This window comes from Amycolatopsis speibonae, assembly GCF_042647925.1.
GTDB classification, from domain to species: Bacteria; Actinomycetota; Actinomycetes; order Mycobacteriales; family Pseudonocardiaceae; genus Amycolatopsis; species Amycolatopsis speibonae.
Map to the genome: position 1 here is coordinate 39,097 of NZ_JBHRWK010000054.1, position 17,169 is coordinate 56,265.

Genomic DNA, 17,169 nt, shown 5'->3' on the forward strand with positions numbered 1-17,169 from the left:
GGACCCGGATCAAGATACCTTGAGCATTCAGATGATGAGAACATCTGATTCGAACATCCGAACTGGGAGACCTGCCTTGTCCGAAGTTCCCGAAATCCTCCTGACCGACCCCGAGGTCCTGCGCGATCCGTTCACCGCGTACAGCCCGGCCCGCGAGCGCTCCCCGATCGCCAAGCTCGTCGCACCGGGGTTCTCGATGTGGGCGGTCCTGCGCCACGAAGAGGCGCGGAAGATGCTGAGCGATCCGCGCTTCGCCCTGAGCCCGGACAGCTACCCACCGATGGACATCCCCGACCACTGCCGCCCGTACATGCGATCCATGCAGGTGGTCGAAGGCCCGGAGCACCTCCGGCTCCGGCGCCTCGTCTCCCCCGCGTTCACCCCGCGCAAGGCCGCCGCGTTCCGCCCGGGGATCGAGCGGCTCGCGGAAGACCTCCTCGCCGGCCTCGCCGGACAGGACGAGATCGACCTGGTCACCGCCTTCGCACGGCCGCTGCCGGTCGACGTGATCTGCGCGCTGGTCGGCATCCCCGAAGCCGACCGCCCGCGCTGGCGCGAGTACGGCACCATGGTCGCGGCCGGCGACGGCCCAGGGCTCATGAAGGCGGTCCCGGCGATCGTCGAAGACTCGCTCGCCGCCATCGCGAACCGGAAACTCGAGGCGGGCGAGGACGTCGTCTCACAGCTGCTCCTGATCCACGCCGAAGACGGCGACAGGCTCAGCGAAACCGAACTGGTCTCCCTGGTCTGGCAGCTCGTCCTCGGCGGTCAGGTGCCCGGCAACCTCATCGCCAACGCCGTCGAGATCCTGCTCTCCCACCCCGCGCAGCTGGCCGAACTCCGCGAAGACCCGGCGCTCATGCCCGGCGCGGTCGAGGAACTGATGCGCTGGTGCAGCCCGCAGCTGCTGACGGTCCCCCGGCTCACCACGACCGACGTCCGGATCGGCGACGTCCTGATCCCCGAAGGAGAACCCGTTACCGTCGCGATCGCCGCGGCGAACCGGGATCCGAGGGCGTTCACCGCGCCGGACGTCTTCGACATCCGGCGCGCGGCCGGACCGGCCTGGCACCTGGCGTTCGCCCACGGGCCGCATTTCTGCCTCGGCGCCTCGCTGGCCAGGGTGCAGACCGAGGTCGCGCTCACCGCCCTGCTGCGCCGATTCCCCGATCTGACGCTTGCCGACGGCCTGCTGCGGATCCCGGACCCGGGCACCTGGCGGCTGAACGCCCTGCCGGTCAAGCTGCACGCGACGGTTGCAAACTGAAACACGTTCTAATAACGTGACCGCCTGTGAGACACGGGATCGTACTGTTCACCAGTGACCGGGGCATCACTCCGGCGGACGCCGCCAAAGCGGCGGAAGCCGCCGGCTTCGACGCCTTCCACGTGCCCGAACACACGCATATCCCGGTCAAACGGGAGGCTCCGCATCCGCGCACCGGCGACTCGTCGCTGCCCGACGATCGCTACCTGCGCACGCTCGACCCGTGGGTCGCGCTGGCCACCGCGGCCTCGGTGACCACGCGGATCCGGCTCGCGACGGCGGTGGCCCTCCCGGTCGAGAGCGACCCGATCACGCTGGCGAAGACGATCGCCAGCCTCGATCACCTTTCGGCCGGGCGGGTCACCCTCGGCGTCGGTTTCGGCTGGAACGTCGACGAACTGGCCGATCACGGCGTCCCCGGCGGCAAACGGCGGACGGTCCTGCGCGAGTACCTGGAAGCGATGCGCGCGCTCTGGACGGACGACGAAGCCTCGTATGCGGGCGAGTTCGTCTCGTTCGGCGCGAGCTGGGCATGGCCGAAACCGGCCCAGGCCCACATCCCGGTGATCGTCGGCGCGGGCGGAACGGAGAAGACGTTCCGCTGGATCGCGAAGTCGGCCGACGGCTGGCTCACCACTCCTGGCGACACGGACATCGAGGACAAGGCCCGTCGGCTACGCGAGATCTGGCACGAAGAAGGCCGCGCCGGCGAGCCCGAGATCTCAGCGCTCGGCGTCCGCCCGGATCCGGAGAACCTGGCCAAGCTGGAAGCCGCCGGCGTCACCGAAACGATCTTCGGCCTCCCGGACCGCTCCCCCGAAGAGGTCGAGGCCTGGCTTCAGCGCCTCGCCGGGAAGCTCAGCCTGCCCGCTGGGAGTCGATGAGGTAGCGGCCGTCCTGCTGGATCAGGACGAAGGTCTCCCGCCCCGACCTGGTCTCGCCGGACGTCGTGACGTAGGTGAGCTTCGCCGTCACCGTGTTGCCGGATTCGGACACGTCCGACACAGTCACCGAACGGTATGACTTCCAGTAGCCCGAATACCGCTCGAAGCTCTGGTTCCTGGTGCGCTTGAAGTTGTCGCTCAACCCCGCGAACCCGGCCTGGAGATTGCCCGGGATGAGCGTGTAGTAGGCCGCGAGAGCCTGCCCCGGCGTCTGCACCGAAGGCGGCGCCGCCGAGGACGACGGAGTCGAAGACGGCGGTGACGACGGGGGTGCCGAAGACGGCGAAGGTGGCGGAGCGACAGGCTCCGATGACGGCGGGGTGACGCTCTGCGACTGCGAAGCCGGTGGCGCCGCACCTGTCGGGGCGTCGTCATCGCGGTTGAGCACCACGACCACGGCCGCGGCGGCCACCGCCGCGAGCACGAGGAACACGGCGATCACCCCGATCAACATTCCCTTGCGCGCCTTCGGCGGCGGTTCCTCGGCGACGAGCGTCGTCGGCTCCCCCGCCGCCAGCGCCCGCAGCTCACGCTCGGTCTCGGTCATCGTCGGCCTGCTGTCCGGCCGGACGTCGAGGAGGCGGTTCATCAGCGGCGTCAGGATCCCCGACTTGACCGGCGGGGTGATCTCCCCGCTCGACGCGCGGTACAGCAGCGCGATCGGGTTTTCCGCAGTGCCGTAGGGCGTGCCGCCTTCGAGCGCGGTGTACAGCGTCGCGCCGAGCGAAAACACGTCGGAAGCGGACGTGGCGTCCTCGCCGCGGGCCACCTCGGGCGCCAGGAACGCAGGCGTCCCGGAGATCTCGCCGGTCGCGGTGAGCTGGACGTCGCCCATCGCCCGCGAGATCCCGAAGTCGGTGATCTTGACGGTGTCGTCGTCGCCGAGCAGGACGTTGCCGGGCTTGATGTCACGGTGGACGATGCCCGCGCGATGCGCGGCGGCCAGCGCCGAGCACAGCTGGATGGCGAGACGGATGACGTCGTCGACCTCCATCGGCCCTTCGCGCAGCTTGTCCGCGAGGCTGGTCGACGGCAGGTACTCCATGATGATCCACGGGCGGTCCTGCTCGTCGATCACCCCGAAGACGGTGATGGCGTGCGGATGCACCAGCCGCGCGGCGATCCTGGCCTCACGCAGCGCGCGGTTCTTGGCCTCGTCGGCCTTCTGCTCCCCTTGCCCGTGCGGCAGAAGGAGTTCCTTGACCGCGACGATGCGCTCCAGGTTTTCGTCGCGCGCCCGCCACACGGTGCCCATCGAGCCGCCGCCGACGGGCTCGATGAGATCGAACCGGTCGGCGAGGCGGCGGATCTCCTCCATTATCGACGTCCCCCTGGAGCTGTGGTGTTCGCGCGAACCTTGCCAGCATGCCAGGAACACGCCGGGGCACAGGACCCGGCACGGTGGTTTCGGGCGCGGTGTCGGTCACGTCGGCGTCTGGGCCGTTCAGCGGAACCTCGCCCCATCGGCTGCCCGAAAGTTCGTATCCCGGGCGGCCGGAAGCGCACTTTACTTCTCCGGTGTGGCCTGATTCCGGGAAAGGGCGGCGATGCGGGAAACCATCGGCGGACGCGGCGTGCTCGAAGGCGCGTTCGCGTTGCTCGAAGCACTCGACGAACACGGCGGGCAGGCCGGCCTGACCCAGCTCGTGCGGGCCACAGGGCTCCCGAAGACCACCGTGCACCGGCTCCTCGACCAGCTGGCCGACCTCGGCGCTGTCGAGCGGGCGGGCCGCGGCTACCGGATCGGCTCGCGGGTGTTCCGGCTCGGCCGGTTCTGGCAGCCCGAACTGCGGGACCTGGCCAAGGAGTGGCTGCCGGCGCTTTCGGCGCGGATGCGCGTGAGCCTGGTGCTCGTGGTCCCGAGGGAGGGTCGCGCGCTGGTCGCGGCGGGGGCCGTCCTGCCCGCCGACGACGTCCCAGTGTGGCCGGGCAGCCCGCTGCCGCCCGGGACCGCCGCCGGGCGGCTGCTCGCCGCCCATCACCCCGCGCTCGCCGAACCGGACACCGACGCCCTCGAGATCCGCACGGCCGGGTACGCGACCGAATCGGAGACCATCACGGCGGGCCTCGGCTGCGCCGCCGTCGGCATCAGGACCCCGGACGGCCGGGTCGGCGCGGCCCTCGCCGCCGTCCTGCCCGCCCGGCGCGACCCGGTTTCGGCGGTCGCCGGCTTGGCGAGCACCGCGCGGTCCTTCGGCGCCGCGCTCGCCGAGCACTCGCGGCCGGACCGGGCCGGATGATCGACGAACGTCGAACAAACCCCGATCAACCCGAGAACGAGACCACCGGCTGAATTCGGACGGAATATTTCCGACGAAAACGCCGGAAATCGTCTCACCCTGCGTCCGCGACCGGAAGCTCCGCGTACCGAAAGCACGACTACCCCTTGCCATCAGGCCATTTCTGTGACCGATCGCCTACCGGACGGCCGTCCGCACGACAATTCAATCACCGTTTCTCCACACCGTTCGGCGTTTCCGGACAGAAGCGACGCACGTACGGTTCAGGAATTCTTTCGACCAAGGAGGGAATTCCTTGACAAGACATTCCTTGTTCAGACGTGGTGCGGCCGTGTCCGCCTTTCTCGTCATGGTGTTCGTCGCGTCCGCCACGACGGCCGTCCCGGCGCAGGCCTCGGCTCTGTCCGGTCGTCCTGTCGTGGCCGGGATCGATCTGGAGCGGGCGACGATCCCCGATCTGCAACGGGCGATGCGCGCCGGGAGGCTGTCCTCGGTCGAATTGACCACCTTCTACCTGCAGCGGATCCGCAAACTGAACCCGACGCTGCACGCGGTGCTCACCACGAACCCGGACGCGCTGCGGCTCGCCGCGGACAGTGACGCGCGGCGCCACCGGCATCGATCGAAGGGGCCGATGGACGGCATTCCGGTGCTGCTCAAGGACAATATCGACACCGCGGACCGGCAGCCGACCACGGCGGGTTCGACGGCGCTGCTGAATTCCCGCCCGTACCGTGACGCCGGCGTGGTCGACAACCTGCGTGAGGCCGGGGCGGTCATCCTCGGCAAGGCCAACCTTTCGGAGTGGTCGAGCTACCGGTCCACGAGTTCGTCGAACGGCTGGAGCCCGCTCGCGGGCCAGACCGCCAACCCCTACGTCCTCGACCGAAACCCGTGTGGGTCGTCGTCCGGCCCGGGCGTCGCGGTCGCGGCACATCTGGCGACCGTCGCCGTCGGGACCGAAACGGACGGTTCGATCAGCTGCCCGTCCGGCGCCAACGGCATCGTGGGCGTCAAGCCGAGCCTCGGCCTGGTCAGCCGCAGCGGGATCGTGCCGGTGTCGAAGCAGCAGGACACCGCGGGCCCGATGGCGCGCAACGTGGTGGACGCCGCGATCCTGCTCGCGGCCCTCAACGGCGCCGACCGCCGTGACCCGATCACCGTCGACGCCGCCCGGCAGTCCCTCGACGACTACACGAAGTTTTTGCGGCCCAACGCCTTGCGCGGCAAGCGGATCGGCGTCTGGCGCGAGGTATACACCCCGGACGACACGACGAAGGCGGCTTTCGAACAGGCGCTGGGCAAACTGCGGAAGCTCGGCGCGACCACGGTGGAGATCACGATTCCCTACCTGGACGTCATCGCGGCCAACGAGTTCCCCGCGATCAGGACCGAGTTCAAGCACGATCTGAACGCCTATCTCGCGTCCACCGGGGGCAAGCACCCCGCCGACCTCGCCGGGCTGATCCAGTACAACCTGGACCACGCGGCGGTCGAAATGCCTTACTGGACGCACAATCTGTGGGACCGGTCGCAGGCCACCGCCGGTGACCTGAACGATCCGGCGTACCGCGCGATGCGGGAAGCGGCGACGAGCGCCGCCCGGCGAGGTCTCGACGAGACGCTGCGCGGGAACAAACTGGACGCGATCGTGGCGCCGACCAACAACGCCGCGTGGAAGACGCAGCTCGGTGTCGGCGACGGCGCGCTGCTCATCGACTCGTCCGGACCGGCGGCGGTTTCGGGCTACGCCAACATGACCGTCCCGATGGCGTACGCCGGGCCGTTGCCGCTCGGGCTGTCGATCATGGGCGGGCGGTTCAGCGAACCGTCACTGCTGGCCATCGCCTACGCCTTCGAGCAGGACACGAAGGTCCGGCGGCTGCCGGCGTTCATCCCGTCGCTGGGCTGAACCGATGTCGTGAGTGGCGATTCGGGCTCTAACCCGAATCGCCACTCAAGACCACCCTGGCCCACCCCGGTGCGGCACCCTGGTCGCCTGAAGTACGTGATGGGGTCCTTCACGCGCATCCGCTGTGACTGCTGGTACACATGTGGCGGTCACGAAGGTAGCGAAGGCCTCCTTCACTACCTTCAGGGTAGGCAAGGAGCCCTTCACGGACCGCCATCTAAGACGCCCGTGGCGCTGACCCGAACGTCCGTCACGACGTCCCCACGCCGCCGCCCAAGAACCCGAGGCTGCGTTCGGCCTCCGCGACGGCGGAGTCGCGCTCGACGTGACCGTCGATCACGAGCGTGGCCAGCCCGTGGAGCAGGCACCACAGCGTGACGGCGAAACCGTCCGGATCGTTCCGCTCCCCCACCCGATCGGCCAGCAGCGCACAGGTCTCCCGGTGTGCCTCGGCGAGTTCCGGATACGCGGCACGATCACCGATCCCGGCGCCCACCATCAGCCGGTACAGCGCGGGATTCTCCAGCGCGAAGCCGAGGTAGGAATGCCCGAGCGCGGTCACTGTCCTGGCGCCGCAGCCCCGCAGGCACTCCCGCAACTCGGCGTGCCCTTCCAGGGCGATCGCCACCAGCAGCGCGTCCTTGTCGCGGAAATGCCGGTACGGCGCCGCGGTGGACGCGCCCACCTTCGCGACCGCGCCGCGCAGGCTCACCCCCTCGGGACCTCGCTCGACGAGAGCCTCCCGTGCGGCCAGGACGAGCGCACGTCGAAGGTCCCCGTGGTGATAAGCACGTTTGACAACCATGGCGGACCCCCCAGCCCTTGATGCCACGCGAACGACTCACCTTAGCGGGCCTGGGACCGGCGGTGAGCGCATCGGCGCGTTCCGTGCCCGTCAGTCCCGCCTGTCGGCACCCCGCCGTTCGGTACCCCGCTGTTCGATACCCCGCCGTTCGATACCACAGAGCCGCAGCACGCTCTCCGCGAGCGCGTCGACCCCGTCTTCAAGCGTCAGCTGGTTCGCGTGCACGGCCTGTCCGGCGGCGTGGCCGAGCGCCACGATCGCACTGACGAGCCAGGGATTCGCGAGCTCCTGATCGAACTCTCCCGCCGCCTTTCCCCGGGTGAGCAGCCGGTCCAGATGATCGGACACCGCCATGTGACGGTCCCGGTCGGCTTCGGGGTCGTTTTCCTCGGCCGTCCCACCGGGCAGCAGCGGGTAGCGCCGGAAGATCCACCATCCGACGTCGAGCAGGCGCAGCAGGGCGTCCGCGGCGGGCCCCTCGCCGAGACGCGCCGCGTCCATCTCGTGCGCGGCTTCCTCGGACACCGCGTCGATCACCGCACCCAGGAGTGCCTCCCTGGTCTTGAAATGCGCGTAGACGGTCTGCCTGCTCACCCCGGCCGCCGTCGCGATGTCCTCGACGCTCGCAGTGGTTTGCGTACCAAGGACTTCCTTGGCCGCGGCGAGAATCGCGGCGGCGCTGCGGTCGGCATCGGTCCGCCGTCGCCTCCGACGACCCGCAGCTACCTCAGACATGTTGTCAAGCTTAACCCAAGCGACTATGTTTGACAGCATGTCAAAGATAAGGTCCGGTCTCGTCACCGTTCCACACGGCGCTGATGCAGAGGAACGGCGTCGTCATGCAGATCGCGATGGCGCTCGCGGCCGTCAGCTCCCTCGCGCTCGTCGTTCTGAACCGAGGGCGGCCGCGGCTTCTGGCCGGGATGGCCACGGCCTTGGTCGTGACGTCGTTCCTGGTCACCCGCTTCGGCAACGTGCCGAGCAACGGCCGCATCAAGGTCTGGGCGGTCACCACGGCGCCCGCCGACCACGCGGCGATCCTCGATCACTGGGAGACCTACAACGTCATCCGAACCCTTGCCGCGCTCATCGCCTTCGCACTGATCATCGCCGCTTCACGACTCCAGCTCCCCGACCGCGCCTTCACTCGGGCGCGCCAGCCCACGAAGAAAGGTCCCCCACCATGCTCTTCCGTCACATCACCCCGATTTCCCCCGAGGACGCCACCGGACCGGTGGCCGCCGTCTACCGGCAGGTCGACACGGAGTTCAGCAGTATCGGCCCGGCGGTCCGCATGCTCTCCCCCGCGCCGGAACTGCTCGCCCCGTGCTGGGCGCTGCTGCGCGAGTCGCTGGTGGCGGGCACGGTTCCCCGATGGCGCAAGGAAATCGTCACGGTATCCGTTTCACAGCGCAACGACTGCGCCTACGACACCGCCGGGCATCTGATGTTCCTGCGCCTCGCCGGCGGGGAGGGCGCCGCGGCCGCTCTGGAGCGTCGCGAGGAACCGGCGGGCGAGGACCTCGCCGCGCTCGCCCGCTGGGCACGATCAGGCGGCCCTCTCCCCTTCCCCACCGAGGAAACACCGGAATATCTCGGAACGGCGCTCGCACTGCACTTCATCAACCGGATGGTCCTGGTGCTGCTGAACGAGAAACTGCTTCCCGGCGCGATGAGCGAGGACGCCCCCGCCGCCTTCGACGGCGCGCCGATCGCCCGCGCGATCCACCGAGAGCGAACCGACGGCGACAGCCTTTCCCTGCTGGACGACGTCCCGACCGCCGGAATTCCCGGCTGGGCGGGCACCAGCGCCGTCGGCCCCGCCTACGCCGCACTGCGGCGCGCGGCCGAACTCGGCAGCGGCCTCCTCTCCGAGCCCGCTCAGGCTGTCGTGCGCGAAACGATCTCGCGCCATCGGCGATCCGCCCTCGACGGAAACCGCGCCTGGCTCGCTCCCTTGGACCCGGTCGACCGGGCAGGCGCCACCCTCGCCGTCCTGGCCGGAATCGCTCCGGGCCGGATCACCGAAATCGACGTGGAGACCTGGCGAGCGGGCGGATACACCGACCACTGCCTTCTCCATCTCCTGGCCTTCGGCGCCATCACCGCGGTCGGGCACGTCGAAAGCGAACTCTTCGGAGCGGTCAGTCACCCGGGCTGATCCGCCAGGTCGTTCGCCGCGACGTACCCGAAGGTCATCGCCGGGCCGATCGTCGACCCGGCACCCGCGTAACTGGAGCCCATCACCGCCGCGCTGGCGTTCCCGGCGGCGTACAGCCCGGCGATGACCGAGCCGTCCGCTCGCAGGACTCGCGCCCGCGCGTCGGTGCGCATCCCGCCCTTGGTGCCGAGGTCGCCCGGGACGATCTTGAAAGCGTAGAACGGAGGTTCCCAGAGCGGGGCGAGGCACGAGTTCGGCAGGACGTACGGGTCGGTGTAGTAGTGATCGTAGACGCCGGCGCCCCGGCGGAAGTCACTGTCCACACCGGACAGTGCCTGACCGTTGAACCGGTTGACCGAGGCGCGCAACGCCTGTGATGGAACGCCGATCGCGGTGCCGAGCGCTTCCACGGTCCACGCCTTCTTGACCGCGCCCGCCGAGTACCACTCATCGGGAAGCGGCAGCAGCGGCGCGACGTCGCGGAAGAGGTACCGGTTGCGGTAGTGCTGGTCCACGACCAGCCAGGCCGGGATGGTGGGCGACGTCGGGTTCCGGTCGTACATCGTGTGCACGACGTCGCTGTACGGCGCCGCTTCGTTGACGAACCGTTTGCCCGCCGCGTCCACCATCAGCCCGCCGGGCAAGGTCCGCTCGGCGAGGCAGAAGTACGGCTCGCCGGGCAGCGGGATTGCCGGGCCCCACCAGGCGTCGTCCATCAGGTCGAGCGCCGCCCCGGCGCGTTTGCCTGCCAGGATCCCGTCCCCGGTGTTCGACCGGGCGCCGACAGTCCATTGTGTACCGATCGGCTGCCGCTGGTATTCCGCCCGCATGGCGGCGTTGTGCTCGAATCCGCCGGAGCCGACGATGACGCCGCGCCGCGCCTTCACCACGCCCGCCGCGACGGTCACTCCGGTGACCTTCCCGTTCTCGATGACGAGATCGGTCAACGGCGTGTTCAGCCAGACCGGGACACCGGCGCGCTGCAGCCCTGCCCGCAGTCCGGCGGCCAGCGACTGCCCCATGGTGAGCGGTTTCCGCCCGGCGAGCGCGGCGGCCGTGCCGCGGGCGAGGCAGGCTGCCGCCACAGCGGCGCCCTTCGGGTTCACCGCGGCCAGTGCGAGCCATTTGTAGTCGGCGCTGAAGACGACCATCCCCGCGGGCGTGGCGAGATAGGGCGGGTTCAGGTTGGCCAGTTCGGCGCCGAGGACGTTCCCGTCGAGCTGATCGGGTTCGATCGAGCGGCCGTCCGGCATCCCGCCGGGCAGTTCCGAGTAATAGTCGCTGTAGCCCTCCATCCACCGGAACCGCAGCGGGCTGTTGGCCATCACGAACGACAGCATCGACGGCCCGTTGGCGAGGAAGGCCTGCTGCCGCGAGGCGGGGATCGACGGGCCGACCACGGCGGCCAAGTACCGTGCGGCCTGCTCCGGGGTGTCGCGGACGCCGGCCTCGGCCAGCACCTGGTTGCACGGAATCCAGATCCCCGCCCCCGAACGGGCGGCCGAACCACCGAACTTCGCCGCCTTCTCCAGCACGACGCAGCTGAGCCCGCGCTTGGCCGCCGTCAGCGCGGCGGTCATCCCCGCCGCGCCGGCACCGACCACGACGACGTCGTACTCGCCGATCACCGCGGTCTCGGCCGAGGCCGTCCCGGCGAACGGCAGACCCGACGCGAGTGCGATCCCGGCCCCGGCGGCGGTGCCGCGCAGAACCTGGCGCCGGGACAGGCTGGTGTCGGGTCTCATGGATCCTCCTCGCGTGGTGATCGAACGAGGTCATGTTCTCCAGCCGGACGCAAAAGTGAAACAAGTTCTACCCGCCTGGAGCAGGCGGGGACGGCCGCGCTCCGCCGGTCACCTCAACCGGCGCGGGCATTCGGGCCAACTTCTCAACCCAGAGCGCGGACCAGGTCCAGCGCACGGCCGAGGGTGGTGAGCCGGTCGGCGACGGTCTCCCCCGCCGGGTACAGCCGGACCGTGTCGACCCCGGCGGCACTCCAGACGCTCAGCCGCTCGGCCACCATCGGCTCGGTGCCGATCAGCGTCGTGCCGAGCACCATCTCGTCGGTCACCAGCGCGGCGGCGCCTTCCCTGTCGCCCGCCTGCCAGCGCTCCCGCACCGCCGCGGCGACCTCGGCCCAGCCTTGCCTGCTGTAGGCGTTGTTGTAGAAGTTCGTCTTCGCCGAACCCATCCCGCCGAGACTGAACGCCAGTTCGGCCTTGCGGCCCGCGACCATCCCGCGCAACTCGTCCTCGTCCCGGGCGAAGGCGACCTCGGCGCCTTGGCAGACTTCGAGGTCCGCCCGCGACCGGCCAGCCTTCGCGAGACCGGCGTCGAGATGCGAGAAGTACGCCTGCGCCCCCTCCGGGACGAAACTCGTACCCAGCCAGCCGTCCGCGAGCTCGCCGGTCAGCTCCAGCAGTTTCGGCGAAAGCGTGGCCAGATGGATCGGGATGTCCGGATTCGGCGTCGTCGACAGCCGCATCGGCCTGCTCTCGCCCGGTAGCGGGAGCTCGAACTCCTTGCCGGAGAACGCGATCTTCTCCCCGCTGAACGCCAGGCGGATGATCTCGACCGTTTCCCGCATCCGCGTCAGCGGCCGGGCGAACGAAACGCCGTGGAGACCCTCGATCACCTGCGGCCCCGAAGCGCCGAGCCCGAGGACGAACCGGCCGTCGGAGAGCTCCGAGAGCGTCAGCGCGGCCTGTGCGATCGCCACCGGGGTCCGGGTGCCGAGCTGGATGATCCCCGAGCCGAGCCGGACCCGCTCGGTCCGCGCGGCGAGATAGCCGAGCACGGACGGCGCGTCCGAACCCCACGCCTCGGCGACCCAGCAGTCGTCGAGACCGAGCTTCTCCGCCTCCAGGACGAAGTCCAGCGTCTCCCGCCAGCCTCGGGAAGCCTCGATCGTGGTCGCCGTCCGCATCACGCGCCGGCCACCTCGGCCCGCTCCTTGATCGCCGCGAGGGTCCCGGTCATCGCCTTCTCGAACTCGCGCAGCCGGACGAAGACGATCTTCTCCTCCTTGTCCGGCATCTGGTCGATGGCCAGCGAGAGGCCCGACCGCCCCGGCCCGAGCCGCATCCATTGCCGGAGCTTCGTCCCGCCGTTCTCGGGCTCCAGCGTGAAGCGCCACAGCGCTGTCGGCGTCTCGGGATCGTGCACGGCCCAGGTGAAGACGCGCGGCTCGTCGCATTCGACGACGTGCGACGTGGTCTCCCATTCGCCGAGCGCGTCGTGCTTGCTGCGGCCGACGAACCGCCTGCCGACCGCCGCCTCGCCGTCCGCGCCGTCACACCATTCGGCCGCCTGGAGTTCCTGGCTCATCTGCGGCATCAGCCGGACGTCGGAGACGATCGACCAGACCCGCTCCGGATTCGCGTCGACCCACGCCTCGACCTCGACCGTCGGTTTGTCGGCGTACTTGGCGCCCGTCCACTCCATCGTGGTCCGCCTCCCGTGCTCGTGACCTCGATAGTTGCGTAGATGGACTTACGTTGTCAAACCTTCCTGCGCGGCGAAACGGCGCACCACGTCGGGCCGGTTCGCGAGCTTCGGCGGGTAGCCCGACCCGAGTCGCGCCCGCGTGTTCTCGGCGGTGAGCGGCCCGGCGCAGTGCGCGCAGACGACCTCGGCGTGCGTGTCGTGGCCGCACGTGTCGTGGTGGAGCGTGATCGGCGGCCCGGCCTCCTCGGCGAGCCAGCGGTCACCCCAGCGCGACATCGCGGCGAGCACCCCGTAGAAATCCGCGCCCTTCTCGGTCAGCACGTAGTCGTAACGGACCGGGTCGGCCTGGTAGGCACGCTTTTCCAACAGGCCTTCGCCGACGAGGCGGCGCAGCCGGTCGGCGAGGGTGTTCCGCGCGATGCCGAGTTCCTGCTGGAACTCGTCGAACCTGCGGATCCCGTAGAACGCCTCCCGCAGGACCAGCGGCGTCCACCAGTCGCCGAGCAGATCCATGGTGCGCGCGATCGAGCACGGCCACTGCGCGAACGAAGTCCGTTTCATGCCCGCGAGCCTACGCCCGCCGGAATTGATCCGGTCATTCCTCCACCTATTACGCGGCGCTCAGGCGCTGGCACGAAATGTTGCGATCCGGTCAAGAAGATCTCGTGCATTAATGTCGCCCACCCGCTTCCGCACGCTTTCCGACAGCGGTCGCAAACGATCCCGCGTACGCGCGGAACGGATTCCGTACGCGATCTCCATCGCGGCGAGGCCGACCTCCGCCGCCCGGTCCAGGTCGCCTTCCAGCGCGTGGTCGACGGCGAGCCAGATCATCGTCAGCGACCGGCTGCGCTCCATGTCCGGGCCATAGCCGTCGATGGCCTCGGTGAGCGCGGGGATGGCCTCCCGGCTGTGGCGGACGTCGACGATCCTGGCGAGCTCGGTGCGCACCGTGCCGATCATCGCGGCCATGTCGTTGGCCGTGAAGAAGGCGGACCACGACGGGACGAAGTCTCCCAAGGAACTGGCGAACTGTTCCGGCGCAAGGGAAATCTTGTCCAGTGACTGACGGACGTCGCCGAGCAGCGCGTACGCCCATGCCTCGTTCGCCGAAAGGATCGCTTGCGACAGCGGCCTTCCCGCGCGACGTGCCGCGAGCTGGCCGTGACCGAACTGTTCGAGCGCCTCCACCGGAGAGCGGTGATGCAGATACATCCGGCCGAGCCGGTAGCGGATGTTGGCCACGAGGTCGTCGTTACCCGACTCCGCGGCGAGTTCGAGCGCGAGGTGGAAGTGCCGCTCCGCCCGCGCGGGACGGCCGGAGTCGAATTCCGTCCACCCCCTCAGGTTGTGCAGATCCGCGATCACACCCGCCAGCCGCCGGGCCAGCGTCTCGGACATCATTCCCCGCCGCAGTGCCACACCGTATGGCTCCAGCACCCGCAGCAGCTCCCGGCAGGACCCGCCGCCTTCCCGATAGTCGCGCGCCCGGAGCGCGGCGATGACGCCCTCCAGCCGATCGATGTCGGCCTGCCCGACGCGCATCGGGAGCCGGTCAATCACGGCGACGCCCCAGGACCCTCGGCACGGCAGGTTCGGGCCCGGCACCGAACCGGGACGGGGCGTGAACACGTCCCGGGACAGCCCGCCGTCGCGGTCCGTAAACCGCGTCTCGCCGCTCTTGGTCTTCTCTTGGAATGGCGATGGTTATTCGCACGCCCATTGCTGCTCCCTCCTGATCCACAACGATCAAGCTCGCCGAGGTCCAGGACGGTGCCACGCCGGTCTCCTGGAAATACTTGAACGACGCACGATGATGCTAACCGCGCGAAATATCGATTCACTCCGCCGAACGGTTGGGTATTTCAATTCACCGGAATATGCACGTGCGGAATCTCTTTCTTTTGCACGAATGACCGCATTTCCCGCGTGCTCACCGCACGTGCTCGACGGGGACCGTGCGTGAGCGTCTGAGACGCAGCTCTCAGCCGAACGTGTGAAAGTTGTCGGCTCGGGTCACGAAACCGCTTCACATTGCGTTATCAATAGTTGAAGATCAACAGCAACCGAACGTAAGGGGCTGAAGCGTTGGACAAGGAAAGCGACCTCATCCGGGGGACGATCGTCTTCGGCCTGCGCACTTTCGGTGCGGACCCTCTGCCGGTCCAGGCCGATCTCGAATACGACCCCGAAGACCCTTACGCCGTCGTGGTGGCCTACCACTCGGGCGGCGGAACGGTCCGCTGGATGTTCGGCCGCGACCTGCTCGCGGACGGCCTTCTCACCCCATCAGGTGAAGGCGACGTGATCATCAGCCCGGCCGACGACACCTCGATCGTGATTTTCGCGCTCAGCGCGCCCGACGGCTGCGCTGTCCTCGAAGCCTCGGCGCAGGAACTGGCCGACTTCCTCGACCGGACCTACGACGTCGTGCCGGCCGGGTCCGAGCCGGAGTGGTTCGACTTCGACCAGGAGATGACGAAGCTCGTCACCGAGTCCTGACGGGCGGCGGCACCGGCTGTGCGGTGCCGCCGCCCGCGCCGGGATCAGCCGAGTTCGCGCAGACCCGGGACGACCTGCTCGGAGAACGAGCGCAGGAACCGCTCCTGGTCGTGGCCCGGGCCGTGGAACACGAGGTGGTTGAAGCCGGCCTCGACATACGGCTTGATCTGCTCGACGGCGTCGGCCGGGTCCGAGGTGACGATCCAGCGGCGGGCGACCTGCTCGATCGGCAGCGCGTCCGCGGCCTTCTCCATTTCGGCCGGGTCCTCGATGCCCGCCTTCTGCTCCGGCGTCAGCGAGAGCGGCGCCCAGAACCGGGTGTTCTCCAGCGCCTGCGCCGGATCCGGGTCGTAGGACAGCTTGATCTCGATCATCTTGTCGATGTCGCCGGTACTCCGGCCGACCTGCTCCGCGCCTTCCGCGACCGCGGGCAGCAGCTTCCCGGTGTAGAGGTCCATCCCCTTGCCACTGGTGCAGATGAAGCCGTCACCCTGCTTGCCGACGTACTTCGCCATCACCGGGCCGCCTGCCGCGATGTAGATCGGGACGCCGCCCTCGGGACGGTCGTACACGGTGGCGTCGGTGGTCTGGTAGTACTCGCCTTCGAACGTGACGCGCTCTTCGGACCACAGCTTGCGCATCAATTCGATCGCCTCGCGCAGCCGCGCGAACCGCTCCTTGAACGCGGGCCACTCGATCCGGGCGACCGCGACCTCGTTGAGGGCCTCGCCGCTGCCGACGCCGAGCAGCACGCGGCCCGGGTACAGGCTGCCGAGGGTGCCGAAAGCCTGCGCCACCACGGCCGGGTTGTAGCGGAAGGTCGCCGTCAGCACACTGGTGCCGAGAACGACCCGCTCGGTGCGCTCGCCGACGGCCGCCATCCAGGCGAACGAGAACGGCGCGTGCCCGCCCTGATGCCGCCAGGGCTGGAAATGGTCGCTGACCATCACGCTGTCCAGCCCGACCTGCTCGGCGAGCACGGAGTACTCGACGAGGTCGCGCGGGCCGAACTGCTCGGCCGACGCCTTGTAACCGATCTTCAGTGCCATCCGGGGTCACCACCTGGGCTCTTGGGTTGTTCCGCTTTTCACCTTGGCACAGAGTCGATCAGGTCCGCCCATGCTTCGACGGGGCGAAGGTGTCAGGAACACCACTCAGCCAAGGGGAATGCCGTGGAAAGGCCCCGTACCCGCCCTCACCTTCCGGGACCGGCACGTGGTGATGAACTGTGCCGTTTGCGCCGTCACCTGTGTATCGTGCTGGGCGGAGTTGTGATCGGGGAGTCGAACCCCACGCTGCCCGCCACGTGCCAGGAGGTGAGCCGGAATACCGCCGGCTCTCGGCTTGTGCCCGCTTCCCGGAGGGCTACCTGCTTTCCACGTTCAGTCCAGGAGGTCGGTCTCCCAGTTGGTGCGCTGGATCTCGACGTCGATCACCCGGATCTCCCCCGCGACCCGGTCGGCGCGCGAGCGCAGGTCCGCGACCGGAAGCGCGGAGAGATAACGGAGTTCCGAGCGGAGCTGGCGGCCGTAGCCGCCTTGGTTGCGACCGGCCGCCGCGTCGGCGGCCGCGGTGAGGACGCCGTGCCGAAGCCGGAGGACGTCGCGGCGCGCGATCGCGTCGGTGATCGTGCCCTCCCCGAGCGGGGTCGCGGCGTTGGTGCGGTTGATCCGCTGGATCAGCGATTCCAGTTCGTCCAACGCGGATTCGGCGTCGACGAGCAGGGCGGAAGCGTCTTCCGACGGCTCCTCGCCTTCCTGGTGCCGTGCGTTGTCGACGATCCGGGAACGCAGCGCCTCCACCTTCTTGGTCGCGTCGGCGCGCAGTGCGAGCGCTTCGGCCAGTTTGATCCGGGACATGCCGGGAAGTATCGCCAAGATCGACGACCGAC

Annotated in this window: 16 protein-coding genes and 1 pseudogene; 7 read left to right on the forward strand and 10 right to left on the reverse strand. The window is 69.2% G+C overall.

The features are described from left to right. Window positions 1–76: 76 nt before the first annotated feature. Entirely contained in the window at window positions 77–1,267 is a 1,191-nt protein-coding gene (locus ACFOSH_RS29835) for a cytochrome P450 family protein (protein ID WP_378242472.1), read from the forward strand. Window positions 1,268–1,293: 26 nt separating this feature from the next. Next, the gene (locus tag ACFOSH_RS29840) at window positions 1,294–2,151 is read left to right on the forward strand and encodes an LLM class F420-dependent oxidoreductase (RefSeq protein ID WP_378242474.1); all 858 of its coding nucleotides are present in this window, start codon (window positions 1,294–1,296) and stop codon (window positions 2,149–2,151) included. Here the strand turns inward: ACFOSH_RS29840 and ACFOSH_RS29845 are convergent. Continuing rightward, entirely contained in the window at window positions 2,126–3,529 is a 1,404-nt protein-coding gene (locus ACFOSH_RS29845) for a serine/threonine-protein kinase (RefSeq protein WP_378242476.1), read from the reverse strand. The genes ACFOSH_RS29840 and ACFOSH_RS29845 overlap by 26 nt on opposite strands. Before the next feature lie 229 nt (window positions 3,530–3,758). Between ACFOSH_RS29845 and ACFOSH_RS29850 the strand changes: the two genes are divergently transcribed. Both ACFOSH_RS29850 and ACFOSH_RS29855 read left to right on the forward strand, forming a co-directional pair. Further along, window positions 3,759–4,451 carry an IclR family transcriptional regulator gene (locus ACFOSH_RS29850; protein WP_378242478.1) on the forward strand — a complete coding sequence of 231 codons (693 nt, stop codon included), beginning with the start codon at window positions 3,759–3,761 and terminating at the stop codon, window positions 4,449–4,451. A gap of 349 nt (window positions 4,452–4,800) precedes the next feature. Next, window positions 4,801–6,363 carry an amidase gene (locus ACFOSH_RS29855; RefSeq protein WP_378242585.1) on the forward strand — a complete coding sequence of 521 codons (1,563 nt, stop codon included), beginning with the start codon at window positions 4,801–4,803 and terminating at the stop codon, window positions 6,361–6,363. 250 nt (window positions 6,364–6,613) lie between these two features. Here the strand turns inward: ACFOSH_RS29855 and ACFOSH_RS29860 are convergent, their stop codons facing one another. Continuing rightward, window positions 6,614–7,168, reverse strand: a complete 555-nt coding sequence (locus ACFOSH_RS29860) for a TetR/AcrR family transcriptional regulator (RefSeq protein ID WP_378242480.1) — start codon at window positions 7,166–7,168, stop codon at window positions 6,614–6,616. A gap of 90 nt (window positions 7,169–7,258) precedes the next feature. Next, window positions 7,259–7,903 carry a TetR/AcrR family transcriptional regulator gene (locus tag ACFOSH_RS29865; RefSeq protein WP_378242482.1) on the reverse strand — a complete coding sequence of 215 codons (645 nt, stop codon included), beginning with the start codon at window positions 7,901–7,903 and terminating at the stop codon, window positions 7,259–7,261. Between the two features lie 116 nt (window positions 7,904–8,019). Here ACFOSH_RS29865 and ACFOSH_RS29870 point away from each other — a divergent pair. Together ACFOSH_RS29870 and ACFOSH_RS29875 are read left to right on the forward strand one after the other, a co-directional pair. Beyond that, window positions 8,020–8,211 (forward strand): annotated as a pseudogene (locus ACFOSH_RS29870) (DUF1772 domain-containing protein); the annotation flags it as partial. Between the two features lie 140 nt (window positions 8,212–8,351). Further along, a complete protein-coding gene (locus tag ACFOSH_RS29875) occupies window positions 8,352–9,329 on the forward strand; it encodes a hypothetical protein (RefSeq protein ID WP_378242596.1) in 978 nt (325 codons plus the stop codon). Here the strand turns inward: ACFOSH_RS29875 and kstD are convergent. The 5 genes from kstD to ACFOSH_RS29900 all read right to left on the reverse strand — a co-directional run bounded on the left by kstD (window position 9,317) and on the right by ACFOSH_RS29900 (window position 14,321). Next, window positions 9,317–11,074: a 3-oxosteroid 1-dehydrogenase gene (gene kstD, locus ACFOSH_RS29880; protein ID WP_378242484.1), complete on the reverse strand. Its 1,758-nt coding sequence runs from the start codon at window positions 11,072–11,074 to the stop codon at window positions 9,317–9,319. The two genes, ACFOSH_RS29875 and kstD, sit on opposite strands and share 13 nt — an antisense overlap. A 143-nt stretch (window positions 11,075–11,217) precedes the next feature. Further along, window positions 11,218–12,255, reverse strand: a complete 1,038-nt coding sequence (locus ACFOSH_RS29885; protein WP_378242486.1) for an LLM class flavin-dependent oxidoreductase — start codon at window positions 12,253–12,255, stop codon at window positions 11,218–11,220. Further along, a complete protein-coding gene (locus ACFOSH_RS29890) occupies window positions 12,255–12,773 on the reverse strand; it encodes an SRPBCC family protein (protein ID WP_378242488.1) in 519 nt (172 codons plus the stop codon). Before ACFOSH_RS29890 ends, ACFOSH_RS29885 begins: the two co-directional genes overlap by 1 nt. A gap of 48 nt (window positions 12,774–12,821) precedes the next feature. After that, a complete protein-coding gene (locus tag ACFOSH_RS29895; RefSeq protein ID WP_378242490.1) occupies window positions 12,822–13,337 on the reverse strand; it encodes a winged helix-turn-helix transcriptional regulator in 516 nt (171 codons plus the stop codon). 60 nt (window positions 13,338–13,397) lie between these two features. Further along, window positions 13,398–14,321: a hypothetical protein gene (locus tag ACFOSH_RS29900; RefSeq protein WP_378242587.1), complete on the reverse strand. Its 924-nt coding sequence runs from the start codon at window positions 14,319–14,321 to the stop codon at window positions 13,398–13,400. A gap of 543 nt (window positions 14,322–14,864) precedes the next feature. On the opposite strand from ACFOSH_RS29900, the gene ACFOSH_RS29905 reads away from it, so the two are divergent. Continuing rightward, the gene (locus tag ACFOSH_RS29905) at window positions 14,865–15,278 is read left to right on the forward strand and encodes an SsgA family sporulation/cell division regulator (protein ID WP_378242492.1); all 414 of its coding nucleotides are present in this window, start codon (window positions 14,865–14,867) and stop codon (window positions 15,276–15,278) included. 44 nt (window positions 15,279–15,322) lie between these two features. Here the strand turns inward: ACFOSH_RS29905 and fgd are convergent, their stop codons facing one another. Next, entirely contained in the window at window positions 15,323–16,327 is a 1,005-nt protein-coding gene (gene fgd / locus ACFOSH_RS29910; RefSeq protein WP_378242494.1) for a glucose-6-phosphate dehydrogenase (coenzyme-F420), read from the reverse strand. A 333-nt stretch (window positions 16,328–16,660) separates the two neighbouring features. Further along, window positions 16,661–17,137 (reverse strand): DIP1984 family protein, encoded by a 477-nt coding sequence (locus ACFOSH_RS29915; RefSeq protein ID WP_378242496.1) that lies wholly within the window; start codon window positions 17,135–17,137, stop codon window positions 16,661–16,663. Between the last annotated feature and the right edge of the window lie 32 nt (window positions 17,138–17,169).

Excerpts from the sequence above, each read along its gene's own strand:
- ACFOSH_RS29850 (WP_378242478.1), top strand. The coding sequence starts at position 3,759 with ATGCGGGAAACCATCGGCGGACGCGGCGTGCTCGAAGGCGCGTTCGCG.
- ACFOSH_RS29865 (WP_378242482.1), bottom strand. The coding sequence starts at position 7,903 with ATGTCTGAGGTAGCTGCGGGTCGTCGGAGGCGACGGCGGACCGATGCC.
- ACFOSH_RS29895 (WP_378242490.1), bottom strand. The coding sequence starts at position 13,337 with ATGAAACGGACTTCGTTCGCGCAGTGGCCGTGCTCGATCGCGCGCACC.
- ACFOSH_RS29890 (WP_378242488.1), bottom strand. The coding sequence starts at position 12,773 with ATGGAGTGGACGGGCGCCAAGTACGCCGACAAACCGACGGTCGAGGTC.
- ACFOSH_RS29845 (WP_378242476.1), bottom strand. The coding sequence starts at position 3,529 with ATGGAGGAGATCCGCCGCCTCGCCGACCGGTTCGATCTCATCGAGCCC.
- ACFOSH_RS29875 (WP_378242596.1), top strand. The coding sequence starts at position 8,352 with ATGCTCTTCCGTCACATCACCCCGATTTCCCCCGAGGACGCCACCGGA.
- ACFOSH_RS29860 (WP_378242480.1), bottom strand. The coding sequence starts at position 7,168 with ATGGTTGTCAAACGTGCTTATCACCACGGGGACCTTCGACGTGCGCTC.
- ACFOSH_RS29855 (WP_378242585.1), top strand. The coding sequence starts at position 4,801 with ATGGTGTTCGTCGCGTCCGCCACGACGGCCGTCCCGGCGCAGGCCTCG.
- fgd (WP_378242494.1), bottom strand. The coding sequence starts at position 16,327 with ATGGCACTGAAGATCGGTTACAAGGCGTCGGCCGAGCAGTTCGGCCCG.
- kstD (WP_378242484.1), bottom strand. The coding sequence starts at position 11,074 with ATGAGACCCGACACCAGCCTGTCCCGGCGCCAGGTTCTGCGCGGCACC.
- ACFOSH_RS29885 (WP_378242486.1), bottom strand. The coding sequence starts at position 12,255 with ATGCGGACGGCGACCACGATCGAGGCTTCCCGAGGCTGGCGGGAGACG.
- ACFOSH_RS29900 (WP_378242587.1), bottom strand. The coding sequence starts at position 14,321 with ATGCGCGTCGGGCAGGCCGACATCGATCGGCTGGAGGGCGTCATCGCC.
- ACFOSH_RS29915 (WP_378242496.1), bottom strand. The coding sequence starts at position 17,137 with ATGTCCCGGATCAAACTGGCCGAAGCGCTCGCACTGCGCGCCGACGCG.